The sequence below is a fragment of the Nocardiopsis sp. L17-MgMaSL7 genome (genome assembly GCF_003182025.1).
Lineage (GTDB): Bacteria > Actinomycetota > Actinomycetes > Streptosporangiales > Streptosporangiaceae > Nocardiopsis > Nocardiopsis prasina.
Map to the genome: position 1 here is coordinate 454,915 of NZ_QGTF01000001.1, position 23,769 is coordinate 478,683.

At 70.1% G+C, this 23,769-nt stretch carries 18 protein-coding genes; 14 read left to right on the top strand and 4 right to left on the bottom strand.

Going from position 1 to position 23,769, the window contains the following annotated elements; all coding sequences use genetic code 11:
• Positions 1–515: 515 nt before the first annotated feature.
• Positions 516–1,754, top strand: a complete 1,239-nt coding sequence (locus BDW27_RS01950) for a DUF418 domain-containing protein (protein WP_110047971.1) — start codon at positions 516–518, stop codon at positions 1,752–1,754.
• A 26-nt stretch (positions 1,755–1,780) separates the two neighbouring features.
• On the opposite strand, the gene BDW27_RS01955 is transcribed toward BDW27_RS01950, so the two are convergent.
• A complete protein-coding gene (locus BDW27_RS01955; RefSeq protein ID WP_110047972.1) occupies positions 1,781–4,039 on the bottom strand; it encodes a serine/threonine-protein kinase in 2,259 nt (752 codons plus the stop codon).
• 525 nt (positions 4,040–4,564) lie between these two features.
• Here BDW27_RS01955 and BDW27_RS01960 point away from each other — a divergent pair.
• The gene (locus BDW27_RS01960; RefSeq protein ID WP_233515591.1) at positions 4,565–6,040 is read left to right on the top strand and encodes an MATE family efflux transporter; all 1,476 of its coding nucleotides are present in this window, start codon (positions 4,565–4,567) and stop codon (positions 6,038–6,040) included.
• Positions 6,041–7,775: 1,735 nt separating this feature from the next.
• On the opposite strand, the gene BDW27_RS01965 is transcribed toward BDW27_RS01960, so the two are convergent.
• Positions 7,776–8,054, bottom strand: a complete 279-nt coding sequence (locus BDW27_RS01965) for a metalloregulator ArsR/SmtB family transcription factor (RefSeq protein ID WP_017543749.1) — start codon at positions 8,052–8,054, stop codon at positions 7,776–7,778.
• A gap of 244 nt (positions 8,055–8,298) precedes the next feature.
• Between BDW27_RS01965 and BDW27_RS01970 the strand changes: the two genes are divergently transcribed.
• Positions 8,299–9,351, top strand: a complete 1,053-nt coding sequence (locus BDW27_RS01970) for an LLM class flavin-dependent oxidoreductase (RefSeq protein ID WP_110047974.1) — start codon at positions 8,299–8,301, stop codon at positions 9,349–9,351.
• A gap of 103 nt (positions 9,352–9,454) precedes the next feature.
• Here BDW27_RS01970 and BDW27_RS01975 read toward each other — a convergent pair whose 3' ends face one another.
• On the bottom strand, positions 9,455–10,015 hold the full coding sequence (locus BDW27_RS01975) for a hypothetical protein (protein ID WP_110047975.1): 561 nt from the start codon (positions 10,013–10,015) through the stop codon (positions 9,455–9,457).
• Between the two features lie 423 nt (positions 10,016–10,438).
• On the bottom strand, positions 10,439–11,584 hold the full coding sequence (locus BDW27_RS27975; RefSeq protein ID WP_110047976.1) for a TIGR04222 domain-containing membrane protein: 1,146 nt from the start codon (positions 11,582–11,584) through the stop codon (positions 10,439–10,441).
• Positions 11,585–12,221: 637 nt separating this feature from the next.
• Here BDW27_RS27975 and BDW27_RS01985 point away from each other — a divergent pair.
• The 11 genes from BDW27_RS01985 to BDW27_RS02035 all read left to right on the top strand — a co-directional run bounded on the left by BDW27_RS01985 (position 12,222) and on the right by BDW27_RS02035 (position 23,739).
• Entirely contained in the window at positions 12,222–12,440 is a 219-nt protein-coding gene (locus BDW27_RS01985) for a hypothetical protein (protein WP_110047977.1), read from the top strand.
• A 263-nt stretch (positions 12,441–12,703) separates the two neighbouring features.
• A complete protein-coding gene (locus tag BDW27_RS01990; RefSeq protein ID WP_233515592.1) occupies positions 12,704–13,558 on the top strand; it encodes an OmpA family protein in 855 nt (284 codons plus the stop codon).
• A 10-nt stretch (positions 13,559–13,568) separates the two neighbouring features.
• Positions 13,569–14,096, top strand: a complete 528-nt coding sequence (locus BDW27_RS27660; protein ID WP_233515593.1) for a hypothetical protein — start codon at positions 13,569–13,571, stop codon at positions 14,094–14,096.
• Positions 14,097–14,302: 206 nt separating this feature from the next.
• Positions 14,303–14,887 carry a hypothetical protein gene (locus tag BDW27_RS02000; protein ID WP_233515594.1) on the top strand — a complete coding sequence of 195 codons (585 nt, stop codon included), beginning with the start codon at positions 14,303–14,305 and terminating at the stop codon, positions 14,885–14,887.
• 763 nt (positions 14,888–15,650) lie between these two features.
• Positions 15,651–18,158, top strand: coding sequence for a glycosyltransferase family 4 protein (locus tag BDW27_RS02005; RefSeq protein WP_110047978.1), 2,508 nt, complete (start codon positions 15,651–15,653; stop codon positions 18,156–18,158).
• Positions 18,159–18,235: 77 nt separating this feature from the next.
• A complete protein-coding gene (locus BDW27_RS02010) occupies positions 18,236–18,607 on the top strand; it encodes a hypothetical protein (RefSeq protein ID WP_110047979.1) in 372 nt (123 codons plus the stop codon).
• Positions 18,608–18,686: 79 nt separating this feature from the next.
• Positions 18,687–19,382 (top strand): thioredoxin domain-containing protein, encoded by a 696-nt coding sequence (locus BDW27_RS02015; RefSeq protein ID WP_017543741.1) that lies wholly within the window; start codon positions 18,687–18,689, stop codon positions 19,380–19,382.
• The gene (locus BDW27_RS02020; protein WP_233515605.1) at positions 19,382–20,077 is read left to right on the top strand and encodes a vitamin K epoxide reductase family protein; all 696 of its coding nucleotides are present in this window, start codon (positions 19,382–19,384) and stop codon (positions 20,075–20,077) included. The genes BDW27_RS02015 and BDW27_RS02020 overlap by 1 nt, the downstream gene beginning before the upstream one ends.
• 276 nt (positions 20,078–20,353) lie before the next feature.
• Positions 20,354–21,436, top strand: coding sequence for a pilus assembly protein TadG-related protein (locus BDW27_RS02025; RefSeq protein WP_110047981.1), 1,083 nt, complete (start codon positions 20,354–20,356; stop codon positions 21,434–21,436).
• Between the two features lie 245 nt (positions 21,437–21,681).
• Entirely contained in the window at positions 21,682–22,563 is an 882-nt protein-coding gene (locus BDW27_RS02030) for an endonuclease domain-containing protein (protein WP_233515595.1), read from the top strand.
• 351 nt (positions 22,564–22,914) lie between these two features.
• Positions 22,915–23,739, top strand: a complete 825-nt coding sequence (locus tag BDW27_RS02035; protein WP_370446409.1) for a hypothetical protein — start codon at positions 22,915–22,917, stop codon at positions 23,737–23,739.
• Positions 23,740–23,769 lie beyond the last annotated feature (30 nt).

The following is a 23,769-nucleotide window of genomic DNA, read 5'->3' on the forward strand; positions in this document are numbered from 1 at the left end:
GGTCGTCGCGCTCGCCCTCCGGGCGGGGCCGTGCGGGTCGGGGCAGGGCAGGGTGACCGTCGGCCGGGAGGGGTTCGGGGAGTCCGCCGGAGTGTGGGCGCCCAGGGGCGCCTGACGGCGGATGAGCGGCCGGGGAACGGGCGGGGGTTCGGCGGGACGAACCGCGCGGCCCGGTCTCTCACCAGGGCCACGGGGACACAGTCTCGAAGGCCGTGTCACACCGGCGCCGCGAACGGCTCAGTCGCTCAGATTCGGTACGCGAAGTGTGTGCTCACGATGGCTCCCCGAACAGTCATGGCGCCTCCATGCACTCCGGCCGGCCCACTGCTCATTGGCCGGGAACACGCGACGCCCCACCATCATAGGCGCTCGTTCCGGTGGGGACGGACCCACCCGAAGTCTCGGGAAGGCCCCATGGGAACGGGTCGCGCGGCTCCGTAGCTTCGTCGACGGGCCCCTGAACGGGTCCCCGCACGTTCGTCTCACCGCCTGTCAGCGCCCACAAGAGAGTCCCCATGAGTCAGCCCAGCCGACCTCCCTCGACCGGTGTCCCGCCTGTGCCCGGTTCGGGGCGATCCCTCGCACCCGACCTCGCGCGCGGTTTCATGCTGCTTTTCATCGCTCTGGTCAACGCCCAGTTCTTCCTGACCCACTCCGAGACCGTCCGCACCCTCACCGACCAGGTGCTGTTGTTCGTCCAGAGCACGCTGGTGAACGGGCGGGCGATCCCGCTGTTCTCGCTGCTCTTCGGCTACGGCACCGTGTGGATCATGCGGCGGGTCGTGGACGCGGGCGGCGGGTGGGTGCACGCCCGGGTGGTGCTGCGCCGTCGCGGACTGTGGATGCTGGTGATCGGCCTGCTGCACGGGGTCCTGCTGCTGCCGGTGGACATCGTCGGGGCGTACGGGCTGGGCCTGCTCCTCTTCGTGGGGTTCCTGCGCGCACGCGACTCCGTCCTGCTGTGGTCCGCGGGCGCCGTCGCGTTCACCTCGGCCGCACTGAGCACCGTCCTCAGCCTGGGCGACGTGTTCGGTGCCTCCCCCGGGGACGACGGGCCCGTCTCGGCGGTGCCCTCACTGGTGGAGCCGGACTTCCTCGCGGCCAGTTCCGAGCGTTTCGCGGAGTGGACCCTGTACACGCCGGTGACCCTGCTGCTCGTGGTGCTGCCGCCGTTGCTCGTGGGGATGTGGGCCGGTCGCCGGGGCATCCTGGAACACCCCCGGGAGCACCTTCCCCTGTTGGCGCGGACCGCCGTCGTGGGCCTGGGTGTCGCGGTGGTCGCCGGGCTACCGGACGCCCTGGTCACCGCCGAGTTCCTGCCGGAACCGGAACCCGTCGTCCTGGTGTCCCTGTGGATCGTGCACGACCTCGCGGGCTGGGCGGGCGGGCCCGGCTGGGCGGCGCTGATCACCCTGGTCGCCCTCCGGGTGACCGAACGGGCCGTGCGCCCCGGTGGCACCGGCTCCGCCGGGGCGGTCGCCACCGCGATCGCCTCCGTGGGAGAGCGCTCCCTCAGCTGCTACCTGGCGCAGGCGGTGGTGTTCACCGCGGTGTTCGCCCCCTACGGCCTGGGGCTGGGGGCCAGCGCGAGCGCCTCGGGTGCCGTTCTGGTCGCCGTCCTCACCTGGGGACTGACCGTGCTGCTCGCCGACCTCTCCCGCCGCTTCGGGCTGCGTGGACCGGCCGAGGCGCTGCTGCGCCGACTCACCTACGCACGCACCCGGCTGCCGGGGACGCAGGGGGAACACCGCTGACGCGGTCCTCTTCAGGACGTCGGAGGTCAGACGCCGCCCTGTTCCACCGGTTCGTCCACCGGGCACCGCATCATGTCGTTCTCGCCGGGCTCGGTGCTCGGCAGGGCGAACTGTCCGGAACCCAGCCGGTCCCCGTCGCGCCACTCCTCCGTGCCGTCCACGTCGTAGCAGTGCCCGCTGAGGTCGTGGACGAGCGTGCCCGAGTACTCGGCGGGCCGGTAGGCGATCCCCGATCGCTCCGGAGCTCCCGGGATGAGCACGGTGACCTCGGCGGACGGGTACTGCGGGCTCAGTTCCGCGAGCGTGGTCATCGGTTGTCCCAGCTCGCTGCCGGTCCCGCCCCGGACGGTCTCCTTGTCGACGCCCCCGTTCCGTTCGGGGTCGAGGGGCGTCAGGGTGAGGAAGTCCTCCTCGTACACGCGGTGGCTGCCGACCGTGGGATGGTAGGTGAGCTCCGCCGTGAACTCGACCCCCTCGCCGGTGTCGCGCGCGGCGGTCATGCACACGGTGAGCACCGGGAAGCCGTCCAGTTCTGGTGTGACCAGGCCGAAGTCGACGGTGTCGTGGTCGAGCGGGGAGACGAACGGCCAGACGTCGGGACTGGTGTTGGGCTCGCCCTCGGGCCCCGGGACGAGGAGCGGGGCGTACGCGTCCGGGGAGACGGTCTCCGTGCTGAAGGGGCGCCAGGGAGCGTGGGCGTGCTGGGCACTCATCCGCTCGGCGTCATCGCAGTCCAGGGCTGGGGGACCGCTCTCCTCCCCGGGTTCGTCCTCGGGCTCGGACTCGACGGGTTCCTCGGCGGCGCCCTCCGAGACGACGGTGTCGGCGGGCGACTCACCCAGGGTGTCGAACAGCAGGTAGCCGCCACCGAGCACCGCGACCATCCCGACGGCGCCCACGGCGAGCCAGAGACCGACCCTGCCCCGGGAGACGGTGTCGTCGTCCCCGTCGAGGTCGATCCCGCCGGTCTCCGCCCCCGAAGGACCGTGGCCTCCGGTCCGGGAGGGCCCGAACAGGTACTCCGCTCCCCCGTGTCCGGCCGTGCCCGCGCGGCGCGCGGCGGGCACGGCCCCGTGCCCGCCGCTCATCGGGGGGCGAGGGGTGTGCCCGTACGCCTCGGCCGCCGCCTCAGGCCCCCACTCCTCGTCATCGGTGCCCGCGTCATCCCCGGTGGAGGAGTCGGGCCCGCCCGTCCCGGGACCGGCGGACGGCCCCTCCGGTCCGGACGGAACGACCGCGCCACCGACCACCGCGCCGGTCTCCCCGGGCGCCGGCCCGCTTGCGGCCGTCCGCTGATCCGCCTGGCCCAGGGCGCGTGCGGCCCGGATCCAACGCTCCGGATCGTGCCAGCTCAGGTCCGGTCGCGGCCAGTGCCGGGTGATCAGCGCTCGAAGCTGGTCCGGCCAGGTGTCGGCGGTCGACTGTTCGTCGATGCCGAGCATCAACAGGCACTCGAGGTAGGCGTCCTCGGCCGAGGGCCGCAGCTCCGGGTCAGGGGAGAAGGCGCGCATCAGCAGCGGCCGCAGGTCCTCCGGGAGCAGTCTCAGGTCAACTCTCGCCTCGCGTGTGCGGCGGGCCATCTCCCACAGGATCTGCCCGGGCACCCGCCCGGGGTTGTGCCCGGCGGGTGACGCCCCGAACGGGGGTTCGCCGGTGGCCGCGAACACCACGAGACAGGCCCAGCCGTGCACGTCGGACCCCTGTGTGGCGGGCGAGCCCTCGTACCGTTCGGGGGCCAGCCAGCCCAGGCTCGTCCCGCTCTGTACCGACGCCGCGTCGTCGATTCGGCGGGCGATCCCGAAGTCGAGCACGCGGGGCCCGCCCTCCGAGGCCACCACGCTCTCCGGGCGCACATCGCCGTGCAGGGTGCCCGAGGCGTGGGTGCTGGCGAGTGCCTCGGCCATCCCTGCGGCCAGCACCAGCAGGGCGTCTCCGCCCACGGGCCCGTGCGTCCGCACGTGCTCGCGCAGGTCCACGCCGGGGAGGTAGGCGATCGCGGACCACGGCCGACCCTCGTGGGTCCCGAGTTCGCGGACGCCCACCGCACACACTCCGGTGGTGTGGTCGACCGGTGCGGCCTCCCCTTCGGAGACGGTCGAGGGCGCCCATTCGGCTCCCGCCATCCGGAGGACGGTCGGTTCGTGGTCGGGGGAGATAGCGGCGAACAGGGTGCTCACACCGTCGGCGCCCAGACGCCCGATGAGTCGGTAGTGGCCCACCTGGAGCGGGTCGCCGTCGGTCAGGGGGGTGACGTTCGGCGGCAGAGCGGGGAGGGAGAAGTCCATTGGGGGCAGCTTTCCACACATCAGGGACGGTTGTGGTGGGCCGTGCCGGGATAGCACATTCGATCCCGTTGTTCTGCGAATCTACCTAATTTGTGAGAGATCCGATGCAGCGATCCCCCTTTTCCGCGTGTGCGCGGGACCCATTCGCGACGGACACCCAGCCGCACGCGAGGGCACGCCCACACCCTCGTGCGGGGGCCGGTAACGCCTGTTCACCAAGGATCGCCGGGGCGGTCACGCCTGCCCGGTCACCGCCCCACGGGTCGCCACCACGGGCTCCATCCGTCGACACGGTCGGTGAGGACGTTATGGGAAGGAGAGGAAATCGGTGCAATCCGATGCCAACCAGCCTCCGACGCCGGACGGAGGCGACTCACTCCGACAGTGGCGACAGTGAACGGGAAGACCAACCCGGCATCGGACATCAGCCACGGGACCAACGCCGGCCCAAAAGCACCACAGATCGCCCGTAGTCGCACTGATAGTTTCTCCGCGACCACCGACTTCCCCCCACCAGAGAAGACCATGGTTGACGACACCCCCCGGAAGACGGCGGCTCACCGCGCGGACCGCTCCCACCCATCAGGTGACACGACCCCGCCCGAGGTCGGTCCCGCAGAGGAAGTGACCGCGCCGGACGATCCCGCGCCGGAACCCCGGCCCTCCTTCGGCCGACTCGTCAGCGGGATCGCGGGAAAGGCCCTCCCCCTCTACCTCTCCATGGTCGCCACCGTCGTCGGAACCCTGGTCACCGCAGGGGTCCTGGGTCACACCGGCACCGCCGTCCTGGCCGCCTACGCCATGACCGTCGCCCTGTACAACCCTGCCTCGATGGTGGTCCAGGGTGCGCTGCGCGGATCCATGCCGTTCGTCGCGCAGAACGCCGAGGACCCCGACGCCCTCGCACCCACCCTTCGCGACTCCCTCTGGCTGGCGCTGTGCATGGGCCTGCTCGGCGGCGCGGTGGTGGCGTCGGTGCCGACGGTCGCCCGGCTGATCGGGGTACCCGCGGAGACGGTGGCGGCGCTCGGCCCCTTCCCCTACCTGATGGCGCTCGCCCTCCTCGCCAACTCCTTCCAGTCCTGCGCGACCGTCCTGCTGATCGGGCTGGGCAGGTCCAAGCAGGCGATGACTGTGGGCCTGGTGGGTACGGCGATGTCAGTGGTCCTGATCCCCACGTTGGTCCTGTTGCTCGGCCTGGACATCGCGGGCGCGGGGGTCGCGATGCTGCTGACCGCCCTGGCGATGGCGACCGCGGCCCAGGTCCTGCTACGGCGCGGCACGGTCCTGGCCACCCGACCGCGCGGGCCGGCCGCACCGGACTGGTCGGGGGTCTGGCACATCGCGCGGGTCGGTCTCCCCATGGGGACGACGATGCTGATCAAGTTCGGTGTTCTCGGCCTGCTCGCGATGGCGGTGGCGCGGATCGGCGCCGTGGAGGCCGCGGCCCACCAGGTGATGGTGACCCTGGTGACCTTCGTCTTCCTCCCCGCGACCGCGACGGGCCAGGCCGCCGTCCCCTTCATGGCGCGCGCCGCCGGGGAGGCCGAGGTCTCCCGGGACGGTTCGGGGAACGGCTCGGAGGGCGGTTCGGGGAGCGGGTTCGGTGAGGTCCGCAGGATCCTGGCGGCGGGGCTGACGCTGGCCCTGCCGGTGATCGGGTTGAGCGTGCTCCTCATCTGGGTCGCGGCGGCCCCGGTCATCGGGGTCTTCACCCCCGACCCGGCGGTGTCCACGCTGGTGTCCGCCCTGATCCCGGTGGTCTTCGTGGTCGTCCTCGCCGACGGTGTGCAGGCGATGCCGGGGATGGGGCTGCTGGCCCTGAAGCGCACCGCGCCGACGCTGTACACCTTCGCGGCGTGTTTCGGGCTGTTGGCCCTGGCCGCTTTCCCCGTCGCCTCCGCGGGTGGACTGGCCTGGCTCTGGTGGGCCTACGCACTGGCCAACCTCGGGCTGGTCCTCGGCCAGGGCGCTGGCTTCCTCCGACTGACCCGGGCCTGACCGACTCCGGCCCCCACCGAGGCAGAACCCGACCACCACTCGCAGTATGCGGACAGGACGGTTCAGGGAACGGCCCGCTTCATGCGTGACTCGCATAGAAGTCATGCTTCGTACCGGTGGATCTCTCGCTTGCCTTCCCAACCTCGCGACGGCACGCCCACCGCCACCGACCTCGACGGGGGTGCCAGGCGGACCCCGCAGACCCCTGCTTTCCCCTGCGCGACGCCGCCATGATTTCGCGAGGCGTCCATTCGCAATTCACTGGGTAAAGCGCTCGGCAAAGCGCTCGTGTATTTCTTCGGGAATCGACTCGAGAACGCGGCCTCGCTCGTGCACCCCGGGCCCACGGAAGGCCCGATCCCCGCAGGCCCGGTGACGCCCCTTGGACCCGACGTCCTCGACACCGGCACCCTGTGCCCCCGGGGACTGCCACCCGCGTCAACGCCCTCCGAAGCCCCACCCCGAGGGGAAACCGGACAGTTACCCCAAGGAACGAGACAACCGACGATGTTTCCCTTGGGGTCGGAGAAGCCCCATGAGGCCATCCCAGTGGCCACCAGGAGCCGCCTCGAGGACACACCCGACCGCCCCCGGTAAGGAGCACATCGCCACGCCACGCGCCGCTGGGAGCCACGGCAGGGCGTCCGACGCAGACCCCTCCCCGTCGAAACCTGCGCTCCGAGGGTGTCCGGTTTCCGCCAAGCGATGACTTTAGACACCAAACCACCTACAAAAGACGGCACGGAGCGCCCGCCCCAACCAATCCGGACGCCGCCAATGACCACCCCGAGTGCGGCACTGAGCCACATCGGAGAATCAGATTGAGGAATTGCCACGGAACGGCTGCGAAGCACCCTCCGTCTCAGGCATACTCAGACCGTCGGTCACCGGTCGGCACTGGCTTCGAGCCCGAGGCCAGCGCATGTCCTGGTGTCCGCGTCATGCACTCAGCGTTCCGTGCGTTCGCCCGTTTCCGGGGCCCGGCGGTTGGTTCACGTTCACCACAGAACGGGATTCCCGGACATGGACAGAATGGTTCCGCGAAGCGATAGAGTGCATCTGCGGGATCTCGCTTTCTCTCGTTCGTCACACGAGGGATGTGCGGGTTCGATGGGGATTGACTTCGTGGAAGTTGTAATCTAGGGGGAACTTCCGCCAAAGGCACTCCCGCCCGCTCAAGTGGCATGGGATTCGGGGGAATTCACGTTCGCCGAGCACGTGGATGTTCCATTCGCCACCAAGGGGCCCCGCACCTCTGCTGCCTTCCGTGCGACAAAGCCACTGGAGGGAAAGGGGAACAGAGGGTTCGCGGGCCCCGACCAAGAAGGAAAAAAAGGGGGCCACTCGCCGGTCCTGCCATCTGGGGGGAGAGGCAGGAACGGAGGCCATCCTCGGTCGCGGCCCCGGTTCGCGTCGGCTCTGAGGAGCCGACCGCGACCGGGGCCGTACTCCTTCGCCCCCGTCCCACGAATGAGACCGACGTCGAGCCCTTACCCGGATCACGCATACGGCTGCGCTCGAACCAACCCCCGACCCCACCACGCAGACACCCGCACCAGAAACACGACGAGGGCGGGAACTCAGCGCCACCCGGCTTCGTTGCGCCTGCGTGAGTGAAGATATGACGTGTTCGCGCCGCGGGACCACCCCGGCCCCGTCGCCCCTGGGGGGATCGCCCGGACGGAAGCTCACGCCTGCGCCACCAGCACGCGCGACAGCGTCCACGGAACCGCGCCTAGCGCGAGTCCCGACAGCTCAGCACCGTCTCCAGCAGCCCGGGGAACCGCCCGTCGAGCTCCTGGTCCCGCAGCGAGACGAAGCAGCGCGTGCCCTCGGTCCGGTTCTGGATCACCCCGGCGTTGCGCAGGATCTTCAGGTGGTGGCTCAGGGTCGACTGCGCGATCGGCAGTTCGATGTCCTTCCAGGCCCGCTCACCCTCGAACTCGGCGAGCATGCACACGATCCGCATCCGGGTGGGTTCGGCCAACGCGGACAGGACCGTGACCAGATCCACTTCGGCCAGGGCCGGGTGCTCATGCCCCTTGGACGACACCTTGGGAACCAAGACCCCACCTCCACTTCCTCTGTCACGCAGCCGTTCCGCGCGTCCGTTCGAGGGCGTCGCCGCCCCGCCGAACCCCGTCCGGCGGCCTCGCCGATCCGCGGTCAGGATTTGGTGTGCGTTCAGCGGCGAGTGTACCGTCAATGTTCGATGTTCGACGATCATCGAATGATTCAGGCCAGTGGGGGTAACTGAGATGACGGAATCAGCTGGGGCAGCACGGACCGAGACACCGGGAACGGGGCCCGCCCTGTCCGTCCTGGACCACGCGAGCATCGTCGAGGGCTCCACCCCCGGCGAGGCCCTGCGCGACGCCCGCGAACTCGCCCAGAACCTGGAGCGCTGGGGCTACACGCGTTTCTGGTTGTCCGAGCACCACAACATGCGGGCCATCGCCAGCGCGGCCACCTCGGTCTCCCTCGGCTTCATCGCCGAGGGAACCTCCACCATCAGGGTCGGCTCGGGCGGCGTCATGCTCCCGAACCACTCCCCACTGGTGATCGCCGAACAGTTCGGCACCCTGGAGTCCCTCTACCCGGGACGCATCGACCTCGGGCTGGGGCGTGCCCCGGGAACCGACCCGCGCACCATGCGGGCCATGCGCCGTGACCACTCCGCCTCCTCGACCTTCCCCCAGGACGTCCAGGAGCTCCGGTCGCTCTTCGAGCCCGCCAGCCCCGGACAGCCGGTGCGCGCCGTCCCCGGCGAGGGCCTGCGGGTGCCCCTGTGGATCCTCGGATCCAGTCTGTTCGGCGCCCAGCTCGCCGCGCACCTGGGGCTGCCGTACGCCTTCGCGTCGCACTTCGCGCCGAGCGCGCTCTACGACGCGCTCGCCGCCTACCGGGAGGACTTCGCGCCCTCGGAGCAGGCCCAGAAGCCGTACGCGATGGCCGGGATCAACGTGGTCGTCGCCGACACTGACGCCGAGGCGAAGAACCTGTTCACCTCGCAGCAGCAGGCCTTCCTGGGCATCATGCGCAACGCGCGCGGCCTGCTCCAGCCTCCGGTCCAGAGTTCGGCCATGGACACGATGTGGCGCCCCGGGGAGAAGGAGCAGACGAGTGCGATGCTCCGCTACTCGTTCGTGGGCTCCCAGGAGACCGTACGGAGCAAGATCGACCAGTTCGTCGCCGACACCGGCGTGGACGAGCTGATGATCTCCTCGATGATCTACGACAAGACGGCCCGCTTCCGCTCCTACGAACTGCTGGCCGACGCGTTCGGTCCGGCGGCGCCCGTCGGGAGCTGAGTGCGGCACGGAACCCTGACCGGGGGTACTGGTCAAGGGTGCGGAACCGGATCAGGCAGGATCCGGAACCGCTTCCTCCGGTGACAGGGATGGGGCGGGGTCGTCAGGGACCCCGCCCCGCACTGTCTCCGGGGACCGGCCTGTGAACGGAGGACGGTGGTGTCGGGCCGGGCACCCGTCCGTCCTGTTCACGGGCGGCCGCACTGTCGAGTTCCCTGCGCGCGGGGCCGCTCAGCGGGATGCGCCGCCACCACCACTTCTCGTCGGTCCGGCCCTCGGCCTCCGGTTCGGCCAGGGCCAGGAGGCCGACGCCGTCCTCCTCCGTGAGGGAACGGAAGCGCTCGTCGAGGTCGGCCAGGGCGGAGTCCACGCTCCTGGTGAGTTCCGTGCCCAGGGTGGCGATCCCCCGATCCACGAAGTCGCGCAGGACGAGCGCGGTCACGAGGTCGTGGACACCGCAGGCGGAGGGGTCCCCGTCCGCGAGGGTGAGGTCCGCCCGCAGTCTTCGGACGTGCGTGTGCCAGGCGCCGAGCAGGCCGAGCAGGCCGAACTCGTGGCCGGTGGGGATACGGACCGGGAACTGTTCGAGCCGGTCCAGCTCCTCGGGGGCGAAGTAGCGGCGAAACCACTCCCCCGCCTCTGGTTCCGCTGGTTCCGGAGTCATGGAACTCCTTCTGGGGTGAGCTGGGTCGGTTCTGGGGGGGCGGGTGTCGGATCAGCCAGGCGGGAACAGGGCCGGACGGGTGAGGGGAGCGGGGTCGGGGGCGGAGGACGTTCGAGACTCGGTGTGGGGGCTTCGTGCCCCGAAATCGGCCCAGGACTCACTCGGGTAGACGATAACGTCCCCGTGCCTCAAATGGCCGGAAAGGTGATCCTGGCGCCGGCCGGCGCGGTTCGCACCGCCACGCGCGACGGGGTTCGCGTCTCCTGGATCTTTCGATCCGCCAGGCACACCACCGTGGCACCCCCACACCTCACCTCCCCCCTGCATTCTCTTACGCCGCTCCCCCCTACGGCCGGTTCACCCGTTTCCTGGGAAACGGATGCGGAGCGGCCACCGCGGGTGTAGGGGCGCGGCCCCCGGAGGTCAGTCCCCGCCCCCACCGCCGCCTCCGTCACCGCCACCTCCACCGGAACCCCCCGAACCGTCACCTGAGCCGCCGTCGAAGAGGCCGCCACCGCCCGAGGAGCCTCCGTGGGAACCCGATGGAGCCGAGCCACCGGAGTCGCCACCCACCGAGCACAGGTCGGCGAACTCGCACAGGTCGCCCCAGTCGAGCTCGAACCCCTCCCGGGGCTCGGGGGTCCGCTCCGCGAACCCGCCCGAGGACTCTCCGACCAGCTGTGCCGATCCCGAGTCCGTCACGACCCGCACGGCGTCCTCGCCCGAACCGTCCCGCCCCCGGCGCCCCGCCCCCTCACGGCCCATCCGGCCGAGCCCGATCACCGCGGTGTAGCCGAGCGCCTCCTCCCGCACCATCGAACGTCCCTCGACGTCGTCGACGGAGTAGGTCCGCTCCGCCTCCAGGAGCAGTTCCCGGCCCGAGGGGGTCCTGGTGGAGACGTTCCGACCACCCCGGCCCAGGTACAGGGCGAAGGAGAAGCCGTTCAGCACGGAGAGGATCCCGCCGAGCACGGTCAGGGCGACCGTCCAGCCGTTCTGTTCGTAGGCCGTCATCAGCACCAGCCCGGCCAGGAGCAGCCCCGACCCCACGAAGGAGAGCCGTTGGGAGATCCACCCGCCGTCGTGGAAGTCGGCCAGCGTCTTGGTGAGCTCGCCGGAGTGGGCGATCAGACGCCGTTCGGCGAGCCGCTGTTGGACCCGGTCGATGCCCCGGCTGAAGGTCGCCATACGGATCATCCCCCGGGCCGTCAATCCCGTGCGGTCCTTGAACGCCTTGACGATGTCCCTGCGTACCTGGTCCTTCTCGGTGACGTAGGCGTTGGAGGGGCCCACCAGGGTGAAGAACCCGCCCCTGGTCTGGCGTCGGATGCGTCCCGTGAGAAAGAGGTCCAGGAGCACCACCTCCCCGACGCGGGTGGCACCGCCCACGAGGTAGGCGAGTTCGGTGGGGGTGAGTTCCTCGGGCCTCGGCTGTCGGCTCGGGGCGGGGACCGCCGAGACCGACGCGCCGATCACACGATTCGCGTTGAACACCTTGACGAGGGGAAACAGACCGATGGCCAGGCCGAGCAGGGCCCCCAGGAGGGGGATGAGCACCGTGGCGTCCAAGATTCGGGCCTTTCTGACAGGTCGGCCGTTGGGGGCGTCGGCCAGGAGGATCAGCTGGAGCAGGGGTGCGGCGGTGGAGGGTCACTGGGGTAAGGGGGGCGAGGAGTGAGCGTCGTGCGCGAACTGGACAATTCAACACCATCGCACGGACACACCCTCTGGCCTGGGGCTTTGTTCCAGCATCATGGACTCGACCGCGAAAACACAGCGACCCCCTCCCTGTCAAATGACCCGTGGAAGACTCCCGCGGACATCCGAGCCCTCCAACAAGGCGAGAGAACCCCCGAGAATCAACCCTTACCTGCGACTTCTCGGACGGAAGGGAAACGGGGAATCCAGAGCGCCTAGGATGAACCCCGAATCAATGTGGCCACATTCGGCCAGACTCGGGGGTGGGACACCGAGTGATGTCCGATAGTGGAGGGGCACGGGTTCAGGGCACCGCCATGCGCGGACCCGGATCAGTTCAGCCCCGCGAGGAGGTGACCGCGATGACCACGTTCCAGACAGCACGGGCCACACAGAGCGCAGGACAGAGCAGCTTTGGGCACGCCCCGGGCCGGCGTCCGGCCCTCGAACCAGGCGAACTCGCCAGCGGCCGTGGCCTCGCAGCCCCAGTCCCCCAAGGAGTCCCCCAGTGAACTTCACGCACCAGGTCTGGGTCAGGCTCAGCTCCCTCGCCCTTCCCAGGGCCGAGCGCAGCAGCGATCGAGGCGCTGGTTTCGTCGAGTACGGGGCCATCCTGGTTTTCGTCGCACTCGTGGCCGTCGTGATCATGAACGCCGGGATCGGCAACCGCATCGCGCAGGGTGTCATCACCACCATCGACGGAATCTTCGCGGGACCGCCCCCGTAGGCAGCCTCTGCGATCTCGGCGAAGGTCACTCCGAACGACGATGCAACTAAGGCGAGAGAAACGGGAAGACTTTGCCCCCCAGTAGCCAGCCCTCCAAGACGAGGACGCCCTCGTGGGCGGTCCTGGCTACGGCTCTGCTTCTCCTCGTCTCGTCGGGTTGTGTCGTCGCGTCGGAGGACTCCCCGGGAGGCTCCGGGGAAGAACCCGCTGAGGCGGGCGGAGACTCGGCCGCGCCCCCCGATGGTGGGAACGGTCAACCCGAGGTGATCGCGAGTTCCGCGACCACGGCGACTGATATCGGTGCGGATCTCCAGATCGATGTCAACGCCCTGGAAAGACTGGACAACGACCTCCTCCGCCTGCGAATGAGCATCACCAACAACTCCCCCGAGGGCTTCGACATCGGGTTCGGATTGGCCGAGGACCTCGACCGGCGCACCGGCAGCAAGGTCAGCCTTCTGGACGATGCGAACCAGCAGCGCTACCTCAGTCATGACAAGGGCGACGGTAGCTGTTTCTGCGAAATCCTTTCCGGCCCCATCGAAAGTGGAGCCACGGAGACGCTCTGGGTGATGTTCCCTGGAGACAAGGGCGAGTTGGAAAGCATGACCGTCACAACACCCCTGACGCCTCCGTTCCTCGACATCCCCATCACCGATGTCTCGGAGTCGGTCGAACAGAGCAACCTCGGAGAACCACGAATCCTCGATCTCACTCTGATCTCCGACAGCCTCGATGAAGACCAGACCGGCCGCACCGAAAGCGGAGACGAAGTCAGCATCATTCTCTCGTCGGATGTCCTCTTCGGCACGGGTAGCTCCGACCTCAGCGACGAGGCTCAGGAGATCCTGGCGCAGGTGGCACAGGAGATCGACGACGCCAGTTCCACGGAGGTCTCGGTTGACGGATACGCCGACAACACCGGAGACGACTCCGTGAACCTGCCGTTGTCCAGGGAACGCGCAGAAAGCGTGGAGTCCGCTCTGAGCGATCTGATCACTCGACAAGGTGTCACGTTCGCCGTGGAAGGCCACGGCTCCGCCGATCCGATTGCTGACAACACCACCGACGCGGGACGCGAGCGCAACCGCCGAGTCAGCGTCACGTTCGAGAAGTAGGGGGGAACCAATGAACCGGAATCTCCGGACAGTCGGGATCACCGCGCTGGTGCTGACGCTTCCCCTGCTCACGGCTTCGAGCGTCCGCGCCTCCCCGGCCCCGCAGACAGAGAACCTGGTTTCCCTTGGCGTCGCGGATTCCAGTGAAGCGATCAGTTCCGGTCTTTCTGCGGAAGCCCACACTGTCGAAAGAAACGATTCGGGAAACCTTCTTTCCGTGACCTGGAGCATCGAGAACTCCGGGGATGCACCCGCCACCTTCAGCTGGCCTTCCGGAACGTCCTACATGTACGACGACCCAAGCTCCTTCTCAGGGGTGACCATCACCTCCACTGACGAGGGCCGTAGGTACCACCCGCTGATGGACAGCGAAGGTGACTGCCTCTGTTCAGGAAATGTCTCCCTGGATTTCAAGGCCACCATCGAACCGGGCGAGAAGGTCGCCTACTGGTCGATGTACTCGGTTCCTCTCGACGTGAGCGAGATCGACCTGGAGATCCCCGGTTTCGACGCCATTGAGAGCATCCCCGTCTCCTGAGTCCGGGCACCCCGCACCGCTCAGGACCTGACCATCATGATCCCGTTCGTCGAAGGCCGGGCACAGACTTCACATCTGGTCCCGGCTCCCGGACTCTTCTGGAGGCGGAGTTGACCACCCCTCACCGTCCCGAGCTCGGGGACACGCGCCGCCCCTCCTCCAACCGACCCCCCAACCGTTCGGACGGGCGCGACCGCCCTCCTCGGATGTCCGTGTGGCGGGAGAGGCTCCTACGGTGGGCCAGGGCCCCTCGGGACGCCGGGCAGGACCGCGGTGCCGCGTTCGTGGAGATGGGGGCGACGGTCATCCTGGCCGCGCTGATCATCGCCACCGTGTACGCCTCCGGCGTGAGCTCCACCTTCAACGAGGGTGTCCGGCAGATGGTGTGTCTGGTGAACGGCCCCGGCTGCGGTGACCAGACGTGGGTCGACGAGGACCGTCCGGACGAACCGGAGCAGTTCGAGTGGGGGTCGGGAAACTCCAACGCGAGCGACAACAAGAACCTCGGTATGCAGGCGGCCGCCGCAGACCCGTACAACTGGACCGACCAGGAGTGGACGTGTCTGGACGGTCTCTGGAGCGCGATGTCCAACTGGGACTCCGGGATGGTCGACCCGACGACCGGCGCACGTGGGATCGTCGGGTTCAACCCCGCGGAGCACGGCGCGTTGCCCTCGGGGTTCGGTGACAGCGCGTCGGCGCAGATCAACTGGGGACTGGGCTACATCCAGGAGGCCCACGGCTCCCCGTGTACGGCCTGGCGGTACTGGCAGAGCACCGGGTACTACTAGGCGGTCGCCGTCTCCGAACCATGGTTCGGACCACGGGCTCATCTCACCGTGCGCGACCTGGTGTTTCCCCACGGTGGCCGGATTCGGCCAGGCGAAGTCCGCTCCGGGCCGGGATTTTTGACCGTCGATCCGGCAGAGTGTCCATCACGACCAACGTCGCGTTGCTCCTGGCGAGACGTTGTGGGTGGGTCAAGCACCGAACGTTGGGTCGAAGCAGGCGTTCACCAACCGGGGGCGGAGATCCCGCGGTCCAGCACGTGCGCCCCACGCGCTGGGACACACGGCTCGGCACGACCACAGACCAGGAGACGGCACCCGGACGGGGGGCGGGCCCCGTTCGGGTGGGTCGGATTCGGCGGTCGGGGATGGTGCTCGGACCTGGAGGGTCTCCGAGCACTCGCCCCGACCCGGCTTCCGGAGAACCGGCCGAGCCGTCTCCCCCCACCGCTCCCCCGCCCCGAACCCCGGCACCCCTTGCCGAGGGGCGGGGGAGCGGGCCTCACCCCCGGCGCCCAGGAACCGCGAGTGGTCCTGTTGTCCGCTCGCGCCACGACCGCGTGAACGCGCCGCAAAACCCCCACAGTTGGCAGCAAACCTTTGGACAGTTCAGGACAGATTCGGACTTTTAGTGCCATATCGCCCATAGCCTGATGCCTCAATCCCCACCGGGCCCCGGCCAGGAACACGGCTCGGTGTGGGGGGACGGGGCCGGGACCACCTCGCACGCACACGGCGCGGGCGGTCTCGAGGACATGGGGGCTCGATGAGGATCGCCTATCTGATCAACGACATGTACGGCATCGGTGGCACCGTGCGCACGGTCGCCAACCAGGCGGCGGCTCTGTCCGCCCGGCACGACGTGGAGATCGTCTCGGTGTTCCGGCACCGCGCCGATCCCGTACTCCCCGTTCCCCCTCAGGTCAGCCTGCGTCCCCTGGTCGACATCCGACAGCACGACGAGCGCTCGACCGGGGTGAACGGGCGCCCGCTGTACGAGGGGTCGGAACGGGCCGGACTCCCCCCGCTGCTCTTCCCGCCGGAGGACGGTCGAGGGAACACGCACAGCCGACTCACCGACGACCGGCTGGAGGAGTACCTGGCCACCACCGACGCCGACGTGATCGTGGGGACCCGGCCCGGACTCAACGTGGTGATCGCACGGGCCGCGCCCAGCCGCGTCATCAAGGTCGGCCAGGAACACCTCACCTACGAGCAGCACTCCGAGGAACTGATCCGGGTCATGGCGGCCGAGTACCCCAACCTCGACGCGTTCGTGACCGTCACCGAGGCGGACGCGCGCACCTACGCGGCACGGATGCCACTGCCGGGGGTGCGGCTGCTGTCCATCCCCAACTCGGTGCCCGCGCCGCCCTTCACCGGGAACGGTCACGACACACGCACGATCGTCTCCGCGGGCAGGCTGGCCCCCAGCAAGCGGCACGACCTGCTGGTCCAGGCGTTCTCCATGGTCAGCGAGGAGTTCCCCGACTGGACGCTGAGGATCTACGGGCGGGGCAGCCGACGCGGAGCGCTCGGCAGACTGGTGGGTTCCCTGGGACTCCAGGACCGCGTGTGGCTGATGGGGCCGCACCCAAGGGTCGAGGAGGCGTGGGCCCAGGGAGCGTTCGCCGCGGTGACCTCCAGCGAGGAGCCCTTCGGGATGACCATCGTGGAGGCGATGCGCTCCGGGTTGCCGGTGGTGAGCACGAACTGCCCCCACGGACCCGCGTCCATCATCCGGGACCGGGAGGACGGCCTCCTGGTGCCGAACAAGTCCGCCCCCGGGATCGCCGAGGGCCTGGCCCAGCTCATGGGGGACGACGAGATGCGTCAGCGCATGTCCTCGGCGGCGCTCTCCGGATCCGAGCGCTTCGACCCGGTCAACGTGGTCCGGTTGCACGAGGAGCTGTTCTTCGACCTCGCCGGGGCGGGAACGCCGTCCTCGCCGGTGGCGGCCGTGCCCGCGCCCCGCACGGAGCCGCCCGCCGCCTGCCGGGTGGAGGTCGGTCCCGACGGGGTGACGGTGCTGTCCTTCGGCCCGGCCGAAGGGAGGTTCGGGGCTGTGGCGGGTCGGAACCCGGGCCGCGTGGTGCTGACGAAGAAGGGACGGCGGGTCGAGCTGCTGCCCGAGGCCGACGGCCGGTTCCTGGTGGACGCGTCCCGAACGGGAGACGACACCGGGGGGCCCGGGGATGGGCGACCGAAGGAGCTGGTCACCGGGACATGGCAGGTGTTCCGGGTGGACGACGGTCTGGAGACCCCGGTGCGCGACGTGGAGATCCACCAGCACGGCTTCCCGTTGGTGCCCGAGCGGACTGCGGAGCTCTCCATGGTGATTCCCGCGCGGTCCGCGAAGGGACGCCTGGTGCTGCACGTGCGGCGTTCGGCGCACCACGCGGAGATCTCACATGTGGAGGTCGCGGACGGGCTGATCACCGTGCAGGGGCGGGTGCTCGGTCGGCACCTCCCCGACGCGCGCGCCCGACTGGTCGTGCGGCTGCGGACCTCCCCTCAGACCCGGCGCGAGTTCCCCTCGGCTGTCGCGGCCGGGGGCGAGTTCACCTCCGTGATCGATCCCGAGCTGGTGGTGCGCGGGAGGGAGGGCGACTCCGAGAAGTGGGAGATGCGCGTGGTCCTGTCGGACGGCACCGAGTACACCGTGGGCCGTCACCTGTCCGGGGTGGTCGGGTACAAGAAGATCATCGAGTACGCGCCCCAGAAGGTGCGGCCCGAGCTCGGCCTCGGCACCAGGGTGCGCCCGTACTACACGATCAACGACCGGCTGGGGCTCCTGACCGCTCCGTTGGCACCGTCACTGCCGGTGGACCGGGTCCGGGTGCGGCCGATGGGCCGCCACGGCGACCAGCTGTACGTCGAGGTGGTCCTGGGGGCCCCGGTGCCCGTGGACACGAGCTTCGCGCTCGAGGTGGTGCGGGGCACCGGCTCCGGGCAGCGGTTCCCACTGGAGGTGATACCCGCCCAGCCCGGCGGGGAGGAGGGGCGTCTGGTGGGGATCCTCCCGCTGCTCGAACACGACGACTACCGGGGGCTGTCGGCGCTGCGTGCCTCCTGGCAGCTCAGGTTGAAGGCGGGCCCGGCGGACGCGCTGGCCAAGCTGGGCGCGAAGGCGGTTCCGGACCGGACCGCCCGCCGGTGGAGCCACGGCGCCTACGTGCGGTCCGCGACCGTCTCCCCGCTGGGTTCGGGGGATCTCAGGGTCACCGTCGCCGACGTCCACCTGGTGGAGGCCATCAACCGCCGTATCCACTGAGACGGACACAGGAGCGCCGGGGCGGGTCGGCCCACCCCGGCCTGGACAACCCTGAGCACACCGCTACAGTTCCCCTCATGAACGGGCACACCACGACACGGCGGTGGGGCACCCTGGTGGTGCCCCTGGTGGCCGTCGTCGTGCTGTGCTTCCTGTGCGCGCTGTGTTATCCGGGCTCCGGTTCAGCAGGGGAGACCGGCCCCCTGGTCGCCACGGAGTGGTCCGCGGCCTCCGACTCCGCCGAGGACCCGGGGTTCTCGCACGCCTGCCCCACACCGGACGAGCGTGGCCTGTTGACCGCGCAGCCGATGCTCGCCCTCGGGTCGGCGCTGGTCCTGTGTGTGCCCGTGCCGCTCCGAGTCGGGCCCTCCCCGCGCCGCACGCGCGGGGACCCCGCCGGGCCGCACGGCCACCGCCTGCTCACCCTCCTCTGCGTCCAGCGGGTCTAGGAGCACCCCCGAGCCCCGCCCCGTGCTCGTGGGGCTCACACGCGTGCCCACGTTCGCAACGGACCCCAGGAACCCTCACATGAGCAAGAACCTGATCATCACCCTCTGCCTGCTCGTCGTCGCCGCCCTCGGGATCGGCCTGCTCGTCTACCTCGACCGGGACGACGAGGCCGCGACGGCGCGGGGCGACGCCGGACCGACCGCCCCGGGGTCCTCTCCCGAGGACCAGCCCACCGCCCCGGCCGACGTGCTCGTTCGGGACGACAGCCGCTACCTTGACCGGGTGGAGGACGCCCAGGTCACGGTGGTGGAGTTCCTCGACTTCGAGTGCGAGGCCTGCCGCGCCCAGTACCCCGCGATGGAGCAGGTCCGGGAGGACTACGAAGGCCGGATCAACGTGGTGATCCGCTACTTCCCGCTCCCCGGTCACCTCAACTCCGGCCCGTCCGCTGCCGCGGTGGAGGCCGCCGCCCAGCAAGACGCCCTGGACGAGATGTACCAGAGGATGTTCGAGACCCAGGGTGAGTGGGGCGAGTCCCGCGAGGACCAGAGCGAGGTGTTCGTGGGCTTCGCGGAGGACCTCGGGCTGGACATGGACGAGTTCGTGGAGACCATGGAGTCCGATGAGACCGAGGCGCGGGTCCAGGCGGACTTCGACGACGGTCTGCTGCTCGGTGTACAGGGCACCCCGACCATCTTCGTCAACGGCCGTCTCGCTCCGAGCATGCCGACCCCCGAGGTCCTGTCCGCCATGATCGACTCGGAGCTGGAGTGATAGCCGCCGCCGTGCGTCACGACGGCGCGGACGGTTCCCCGCACCCGCGCCCCGGCGCGGACGTGCCCGTCGTCAGTCGGGCCCTGCCGTGGCTGCTCGTGGTGGGCGGGCTGGTCGGCGTGGTCGCTGCCGCCGCCCTGCTGGTGGAGAGGATCCGGGTCCTGGCCGACCCCGACCACGTGCCCGCGTGCAGCTTCAACCCGGTGCTCTCCTGCGGGACGGTGATGGTGACCCCGCAGGCAGAGGTGTTCGGCGTCCCGAACCCGCTCATCGGAGTGGTCTGCTTCGCGGTGGTCACGGCAGTGGGGGCGGCCCTGCTCGCCAGGACCGACCCGGGGACGGGGGCAGGACCGGGGGCGCGAGCCGACCTCGGGTTCCGTCGGTGGTTCTGGCTGGGTCTCCAGGCGGGATGCCTGTTCGGCGTGGTGTTCGTGCACTGGTTGATCTTCCAGAGCCTGTACCGGATCGGAGCGCTGTGCCCCTACTGCATGGTGGTCTGGGTGGTGACGATCCCGCTCTTCTGGTACGTCACGCTGCACAACCTGCGATCCGGGCACGTGCCGGTACCGAGCGCGCTGAGGCGCCCTGTCGGAGTCCTGGCACGCAACCACACCGTGGTGCTGACCGTGTGGGGCGTGGTGATCGTCGGCGCGGTCGCCGAGGCCTTCTGGAGCTACTGGACGACCCTGTTGTAGGGCGCCGCGGAGCGGGCCGCCGGTACCCGGGGAGGAGCCGGTCGCGTGACTGCGACCGGCTTCTCCCGCCGTGTCACGGGTGTCACCTGGGGTGACGGGACAGTCGTCCACAGGGTCCGCGGCTCTGCCTTTCGCTGTTGTGCCCGCGCGGGTTAAGCTGCGCCGGGCAGGGGTTTCACGCGAATTCCCCCGACCCGGGCCGCTGCCCCCGAGACAACCGGCTCCTCCCGCTCCCGCCTCCCCCGCCCTCCGCGGGGGCCGACCCCCCGGACCACCATGCGAAGGCCCACTTCCGCCCCGGTACGCAAACGCCAACTCCAGGGTCGCCGCGACGACGGTCAGGCCAACGTCCTGCTCCTGTTCGGTCTGACCCTGAGCCTGCTCGCGCTCACCGTGCTGTTCGTGCGGGTGGGCGCGGCCAACGACATGCGTTCACAGGCGCAGACGGCCGCGGACGCGGCGGCACTGGCGGCTGTGGCGGGGCTCCGGGATCACGCGGCCCGCCAGCTCGCTGACGGAGTCCACCCCATGCCCCGGTATGACGAGGAGATCGCCGAGTCGCGCGCCGAGACGTACGCCCGCAACAACGGCGGCGTGCTCACGGACATCCGGGCCAGTGACAACGCCATGGGCCGCTTCGGCAACATCGTCCGGGTGGAGGTGCGCGGCGCGCTCTGTCAGAAGGAGCTGACGGAGGACGGGTCCCGTGCCTGGAACGACGTCGTGTGTGACGGCGAGGAGGACGACGCCACGTCCTTCGAGGGCACAGCGGCCGCCGTCGCGATCATCGACCTCTCCGCGGACTGCGGCCGCGACGACGACGGACTGGTGTGCGGCGGCGACGCCGTCACCGACGAGGAGCAGGCCTCGTCCTACTTCGACGTGCACCTCATCGACCGGGAGGGTCAGTTCAAGTTCGACCCGAACTCCGTGTTCGGCGGCGGGGCGATCACCGACTGCGGTTCCCTCGGCGGGCTCCACCCACAGATGTGCGCGGCGCACGAGGCGCTCAACCAGGAGTTCCCCGGCTTCTACCTGAGCGCGGGCGGATACCGGGACGAGGACAACAGCGACCACGGCTACGGCGAGGCGGTGGACTACATGATGGCCGACCTGGGCGCGACGCCGACCCCGGAGATGGACGCGACCGCCATCGAGGTGATCGACTTCCTCATCGCGAACGCCGAGGACCTCAACATCAAGGGAATCATTTACAACTACCACATCTGGAGCCCCAGCAGGGATAGTCCCGGGCCCTGGATGGAGGTCAAGCGTCCGGCGAACACGGTGTACAACAACCCGACCCTGGACCACGTGGACCACATCCACCTGTCCGCCGGTCCACCGCCCTTCCGGTAGTCCCCCAGCCACGTCTCGTCCGGGGCGTCGAGTGGGTTGCGGTCAACGGGTCCGCGCCGGTTTCCCCGTCGTGTGCTCCGGCTCCCTCCACCTTGCCGCGGGTTGTCCACAGATTCGGATCGGGGCTTGTCCGGGGTGGTCCGGCGGCCGAACCTGGAGGCATGAAGCGAGACCGCCGTGCTCCCTCTGGTTGTTCCCCGCTCTTCCCGCTCCCCCGCCCCGTGCCCCGACCCGGGCCACGCCGTATGGAACCCCCGCCGCGACGACCCTCCCCGCTGACGGGGCCGCCGCCCGACCACGACCTCCTCCTGCGCACGCTGCGCCCCGTCCTGGCCCAACTGTCCCCGGACGCGGTGGCCTTCGGTCGAACGGCCGCCTACGTGTGGGGAGTCGATCTGCACCCGCAGGGCACCTCCGTGACCCGCAACCGGCTGCATGTGGCGGTACCTCCGGGGGTCGGGGGCGCTGCTCGGGCCGGGGTCATCGCGCACCGTGAGCGCCTACCGGAGGCCGAGCGCACCCGGGTGCACGGGGTGCGGGTGACCACACGGGCAAGGACCGCGCTGGACGTGGCGGTGCAGTCGACCTCCCTGTACGCCGCGACCGCGGCCCTGGACCGCTTCCTCGCCCTGCGCCTCACCTCGGAGGAGCTGTTGCGGGCCGCCGCCCTGGTCCACCCCCGAAGGTCCCAGCGGCAACTGAGGCGGGCGCTGGGGCTCGCCGACGGGCGCAGCCAGTCGCCCGCCGAGAGCTGGACCCGGGTCCTGTTGCACCAGGTGGACCTGCCCAGGGCCGTTCCGCAGTGTCCGGTCTCCACCATGGAGGGCGACTTCAGGGTCGACCTGGGTTGGCCCGCGTACCGGGTGGCCGTGGAGTACGACAGCGCGGAGCACCACTCCCTTCCGATCGACCGTGCCCGCGACCGACTGCGGTACCGGGCCATGGAGGAGGCCGAGTGGATCGTGATCCCGATCGGCGTGTTCGACCTGTGCGCCCGCCCGGCCGGGTTCCTGCGCCGGGTGATGGGGGCGCTCACCGAACGGGGCTGGTCCGGGACGCCGGAACGCACGGCCGGGGTCTGGCGGGCCATCCGTCGGATCGAGCGCCATCCCCGGCGGTTGGGCTAGGCCGTTCTCGGCGCAGGTTCGCGCGGGCGGTCACGGCCACATGCGGACACCGAACGGGTGCGTACCGTGGCTGCGCCCGCCCCCTGGGCGCACACGTCACGGACCCGGCCGCACGGGACCGGCCCCCGGCGCACCCTGGTCGAACGCGTCCGGGGCCGCACGGTGGGGCCGACAGGTCGGCGGCGCCGGGCCCCGCGTACCCCGCTCCGGGGCCCGTGGCGGGCCGCCCGTTCGTCGGTGGTGACAGCGATGATGTTCGCCCGACCCCCGAACGGAGCGGTGAGTTACTGCGTCGTACTCCGCGTAAGCGGTACCCCCCGATCGTCGAGCCGCAGAATCGAGGCGTTGTCAGTGTCGACGTCGATGCCGTCCACGGAGCAGGAGCTGGAGGACGTCCCCGGAAAGCCCAACTGGCTGCTGAGCCTGTTGGTGGCCGTGGCCAGTCTGGCGGTGGTCGCCAGTGGTTGGAGCGTGGCCCGGCTGACGCTGGACGTGGAGGCCGCGGTGCCACCGTTGGCGGACCCGGGCGGGGTGGAGTCACCGCTGGTGCGGGCCGTGGACGCCGACCCCTCGGACCCGGAGGTGTTCCTGGAGTCGGCCGTCCAGGAGGTGCGGGACGCCCCCGCCCTCCATGTGAGTTACACGCGGACCGTGGAGGGTGAGGAGCCCGCCCAGGGGTGGGCCCGCCACGAGCCCGGCTCCGACACCGCCTTCGAGCACTACTTCGAGTCGTCCGAGGGGGTACGGGTCTACCGCTACGACCTGCCCGGCACCGGATTCATGATGACCGCGGAGAAGGGCCTGCCCGGCATGACCGTGCTGACCCAGCCCACGGAGGCCGACCGCCGCCTGTGTTCGGAGGAGTTCGTCCTCGGCGTCCTGGAGGACCTGGTGGAGACCGCGACGGACCTGGAACTGGTGGGTTCGGAGGAGATCGAGCTCCCCGAGAGCACCCGCGGGGTCGGGGCCAGCACGCACACCGCCTACCGGTACGGGGGGACCTTCGCGACGGAGGCGGGCGAATACCTGTCCGAGCCCGGTCGCAACAGCCTGGTCCCGGTCCCCGAGGCCCGGTTCGACTTCTGGGTGGACGAGGGCGGCCACCCGCGAAGACTCAGCTACACCGCCCCGGACGGGTTCGGTGAGACCTACGACTACCACCCCGTGGGGATCTAGGAGGTGTCCCGCCGCTGTTCGCGGGCGGCG

Excerpts from the sequence above, each read along its gene's own strand:
- BDW27_RS01950 (WP_110047971.1), top strand. The coding sequence starts at position 516 with ATGAGTCAGCCCAGCCGACCTCCCTCGACCGGTGTCCCGCCTGTGCCC.
- BDW27_RS01955 (WP_110047972.1), bottom strand. The coding sequence starts at position 4,039 with ATGGACTTCTCCCTCCCCGCTCTGCCGCCGAACGTCACCCCCCTGACC.
- BDW27_RS01960 (WP_233515591.1), top strand. The coding sequence starts at position 4,565 with ATGGTTGACGACACCCCCCGGAAGACGGCGGCTCACCGCGCGGACCGC.
- BDW27_RS01970 (WP_110047974.1), top strand. The coding sequence starts at position 8,299 with ATGACGGAATCAGCTGGGGCAGCACGGACCGAGACACCGGGAACGGGG.
- BDW27_RS01975 (WP_110047975.1), bottom strand. The coding sequence starts at position 10,015 with ATGACTCCGGAACCAGCGGAACCAGAGGCGGGGGAGTGGTTTCGCCGC.
- BDW27_RS27660 (WP_233515593.1), top strand. The coding sequence starts at position 13,569 with ATGAACCGGAATCTCCGGACAGTCGGGATCACCGCGCTGGTGCTGACG.
- BDW27_RS02000 (WP_233515594.1), top strand. The coding sequence starts at position 14,303 with ATGTCCGTGTGGCGGGAGAGGCTCCTACGGTGGGCCAGGGCCCCTCGG.
- BDW27_RS02005 (WP_110047978.1), top strand. The coding sequence starts at position 15,651 with ATGAGGATCGCCTATCTGATCAACGACATGTACGGCATCGGTGGCACC.
- BDW27_RS02010 (WP_110047979.1), top strand. The coding sequence starts at position 18,236 with ATGAACGGGCACACCACGACACGGCGGTGGGGCACCCTGGTGGTGCCC.
- BDW27_RS02015 (WP_017543741.1), top strand. The coding sequence starts at position 18,687 with ATGAGCAAGAACCTGATCATCACCCTCTGCCTGCTCGTCGTCGCCGCC.
- BDW27_RS02025 (WP_110047981.1), top strand. The coding sequence starts at position 20,354 with ATGCGAAGGCCCACTTCCGCCCCGGTACGCAAACGCCAACTCCAGGGT.
- BDW27_RS02030 (WP_233515595.1), top strand. The coding sequence starts at position 21,682 with ATGGAACCCCCGCCGCGACGACCCTCCCCGCTGACGGGGCCGCCGCCC.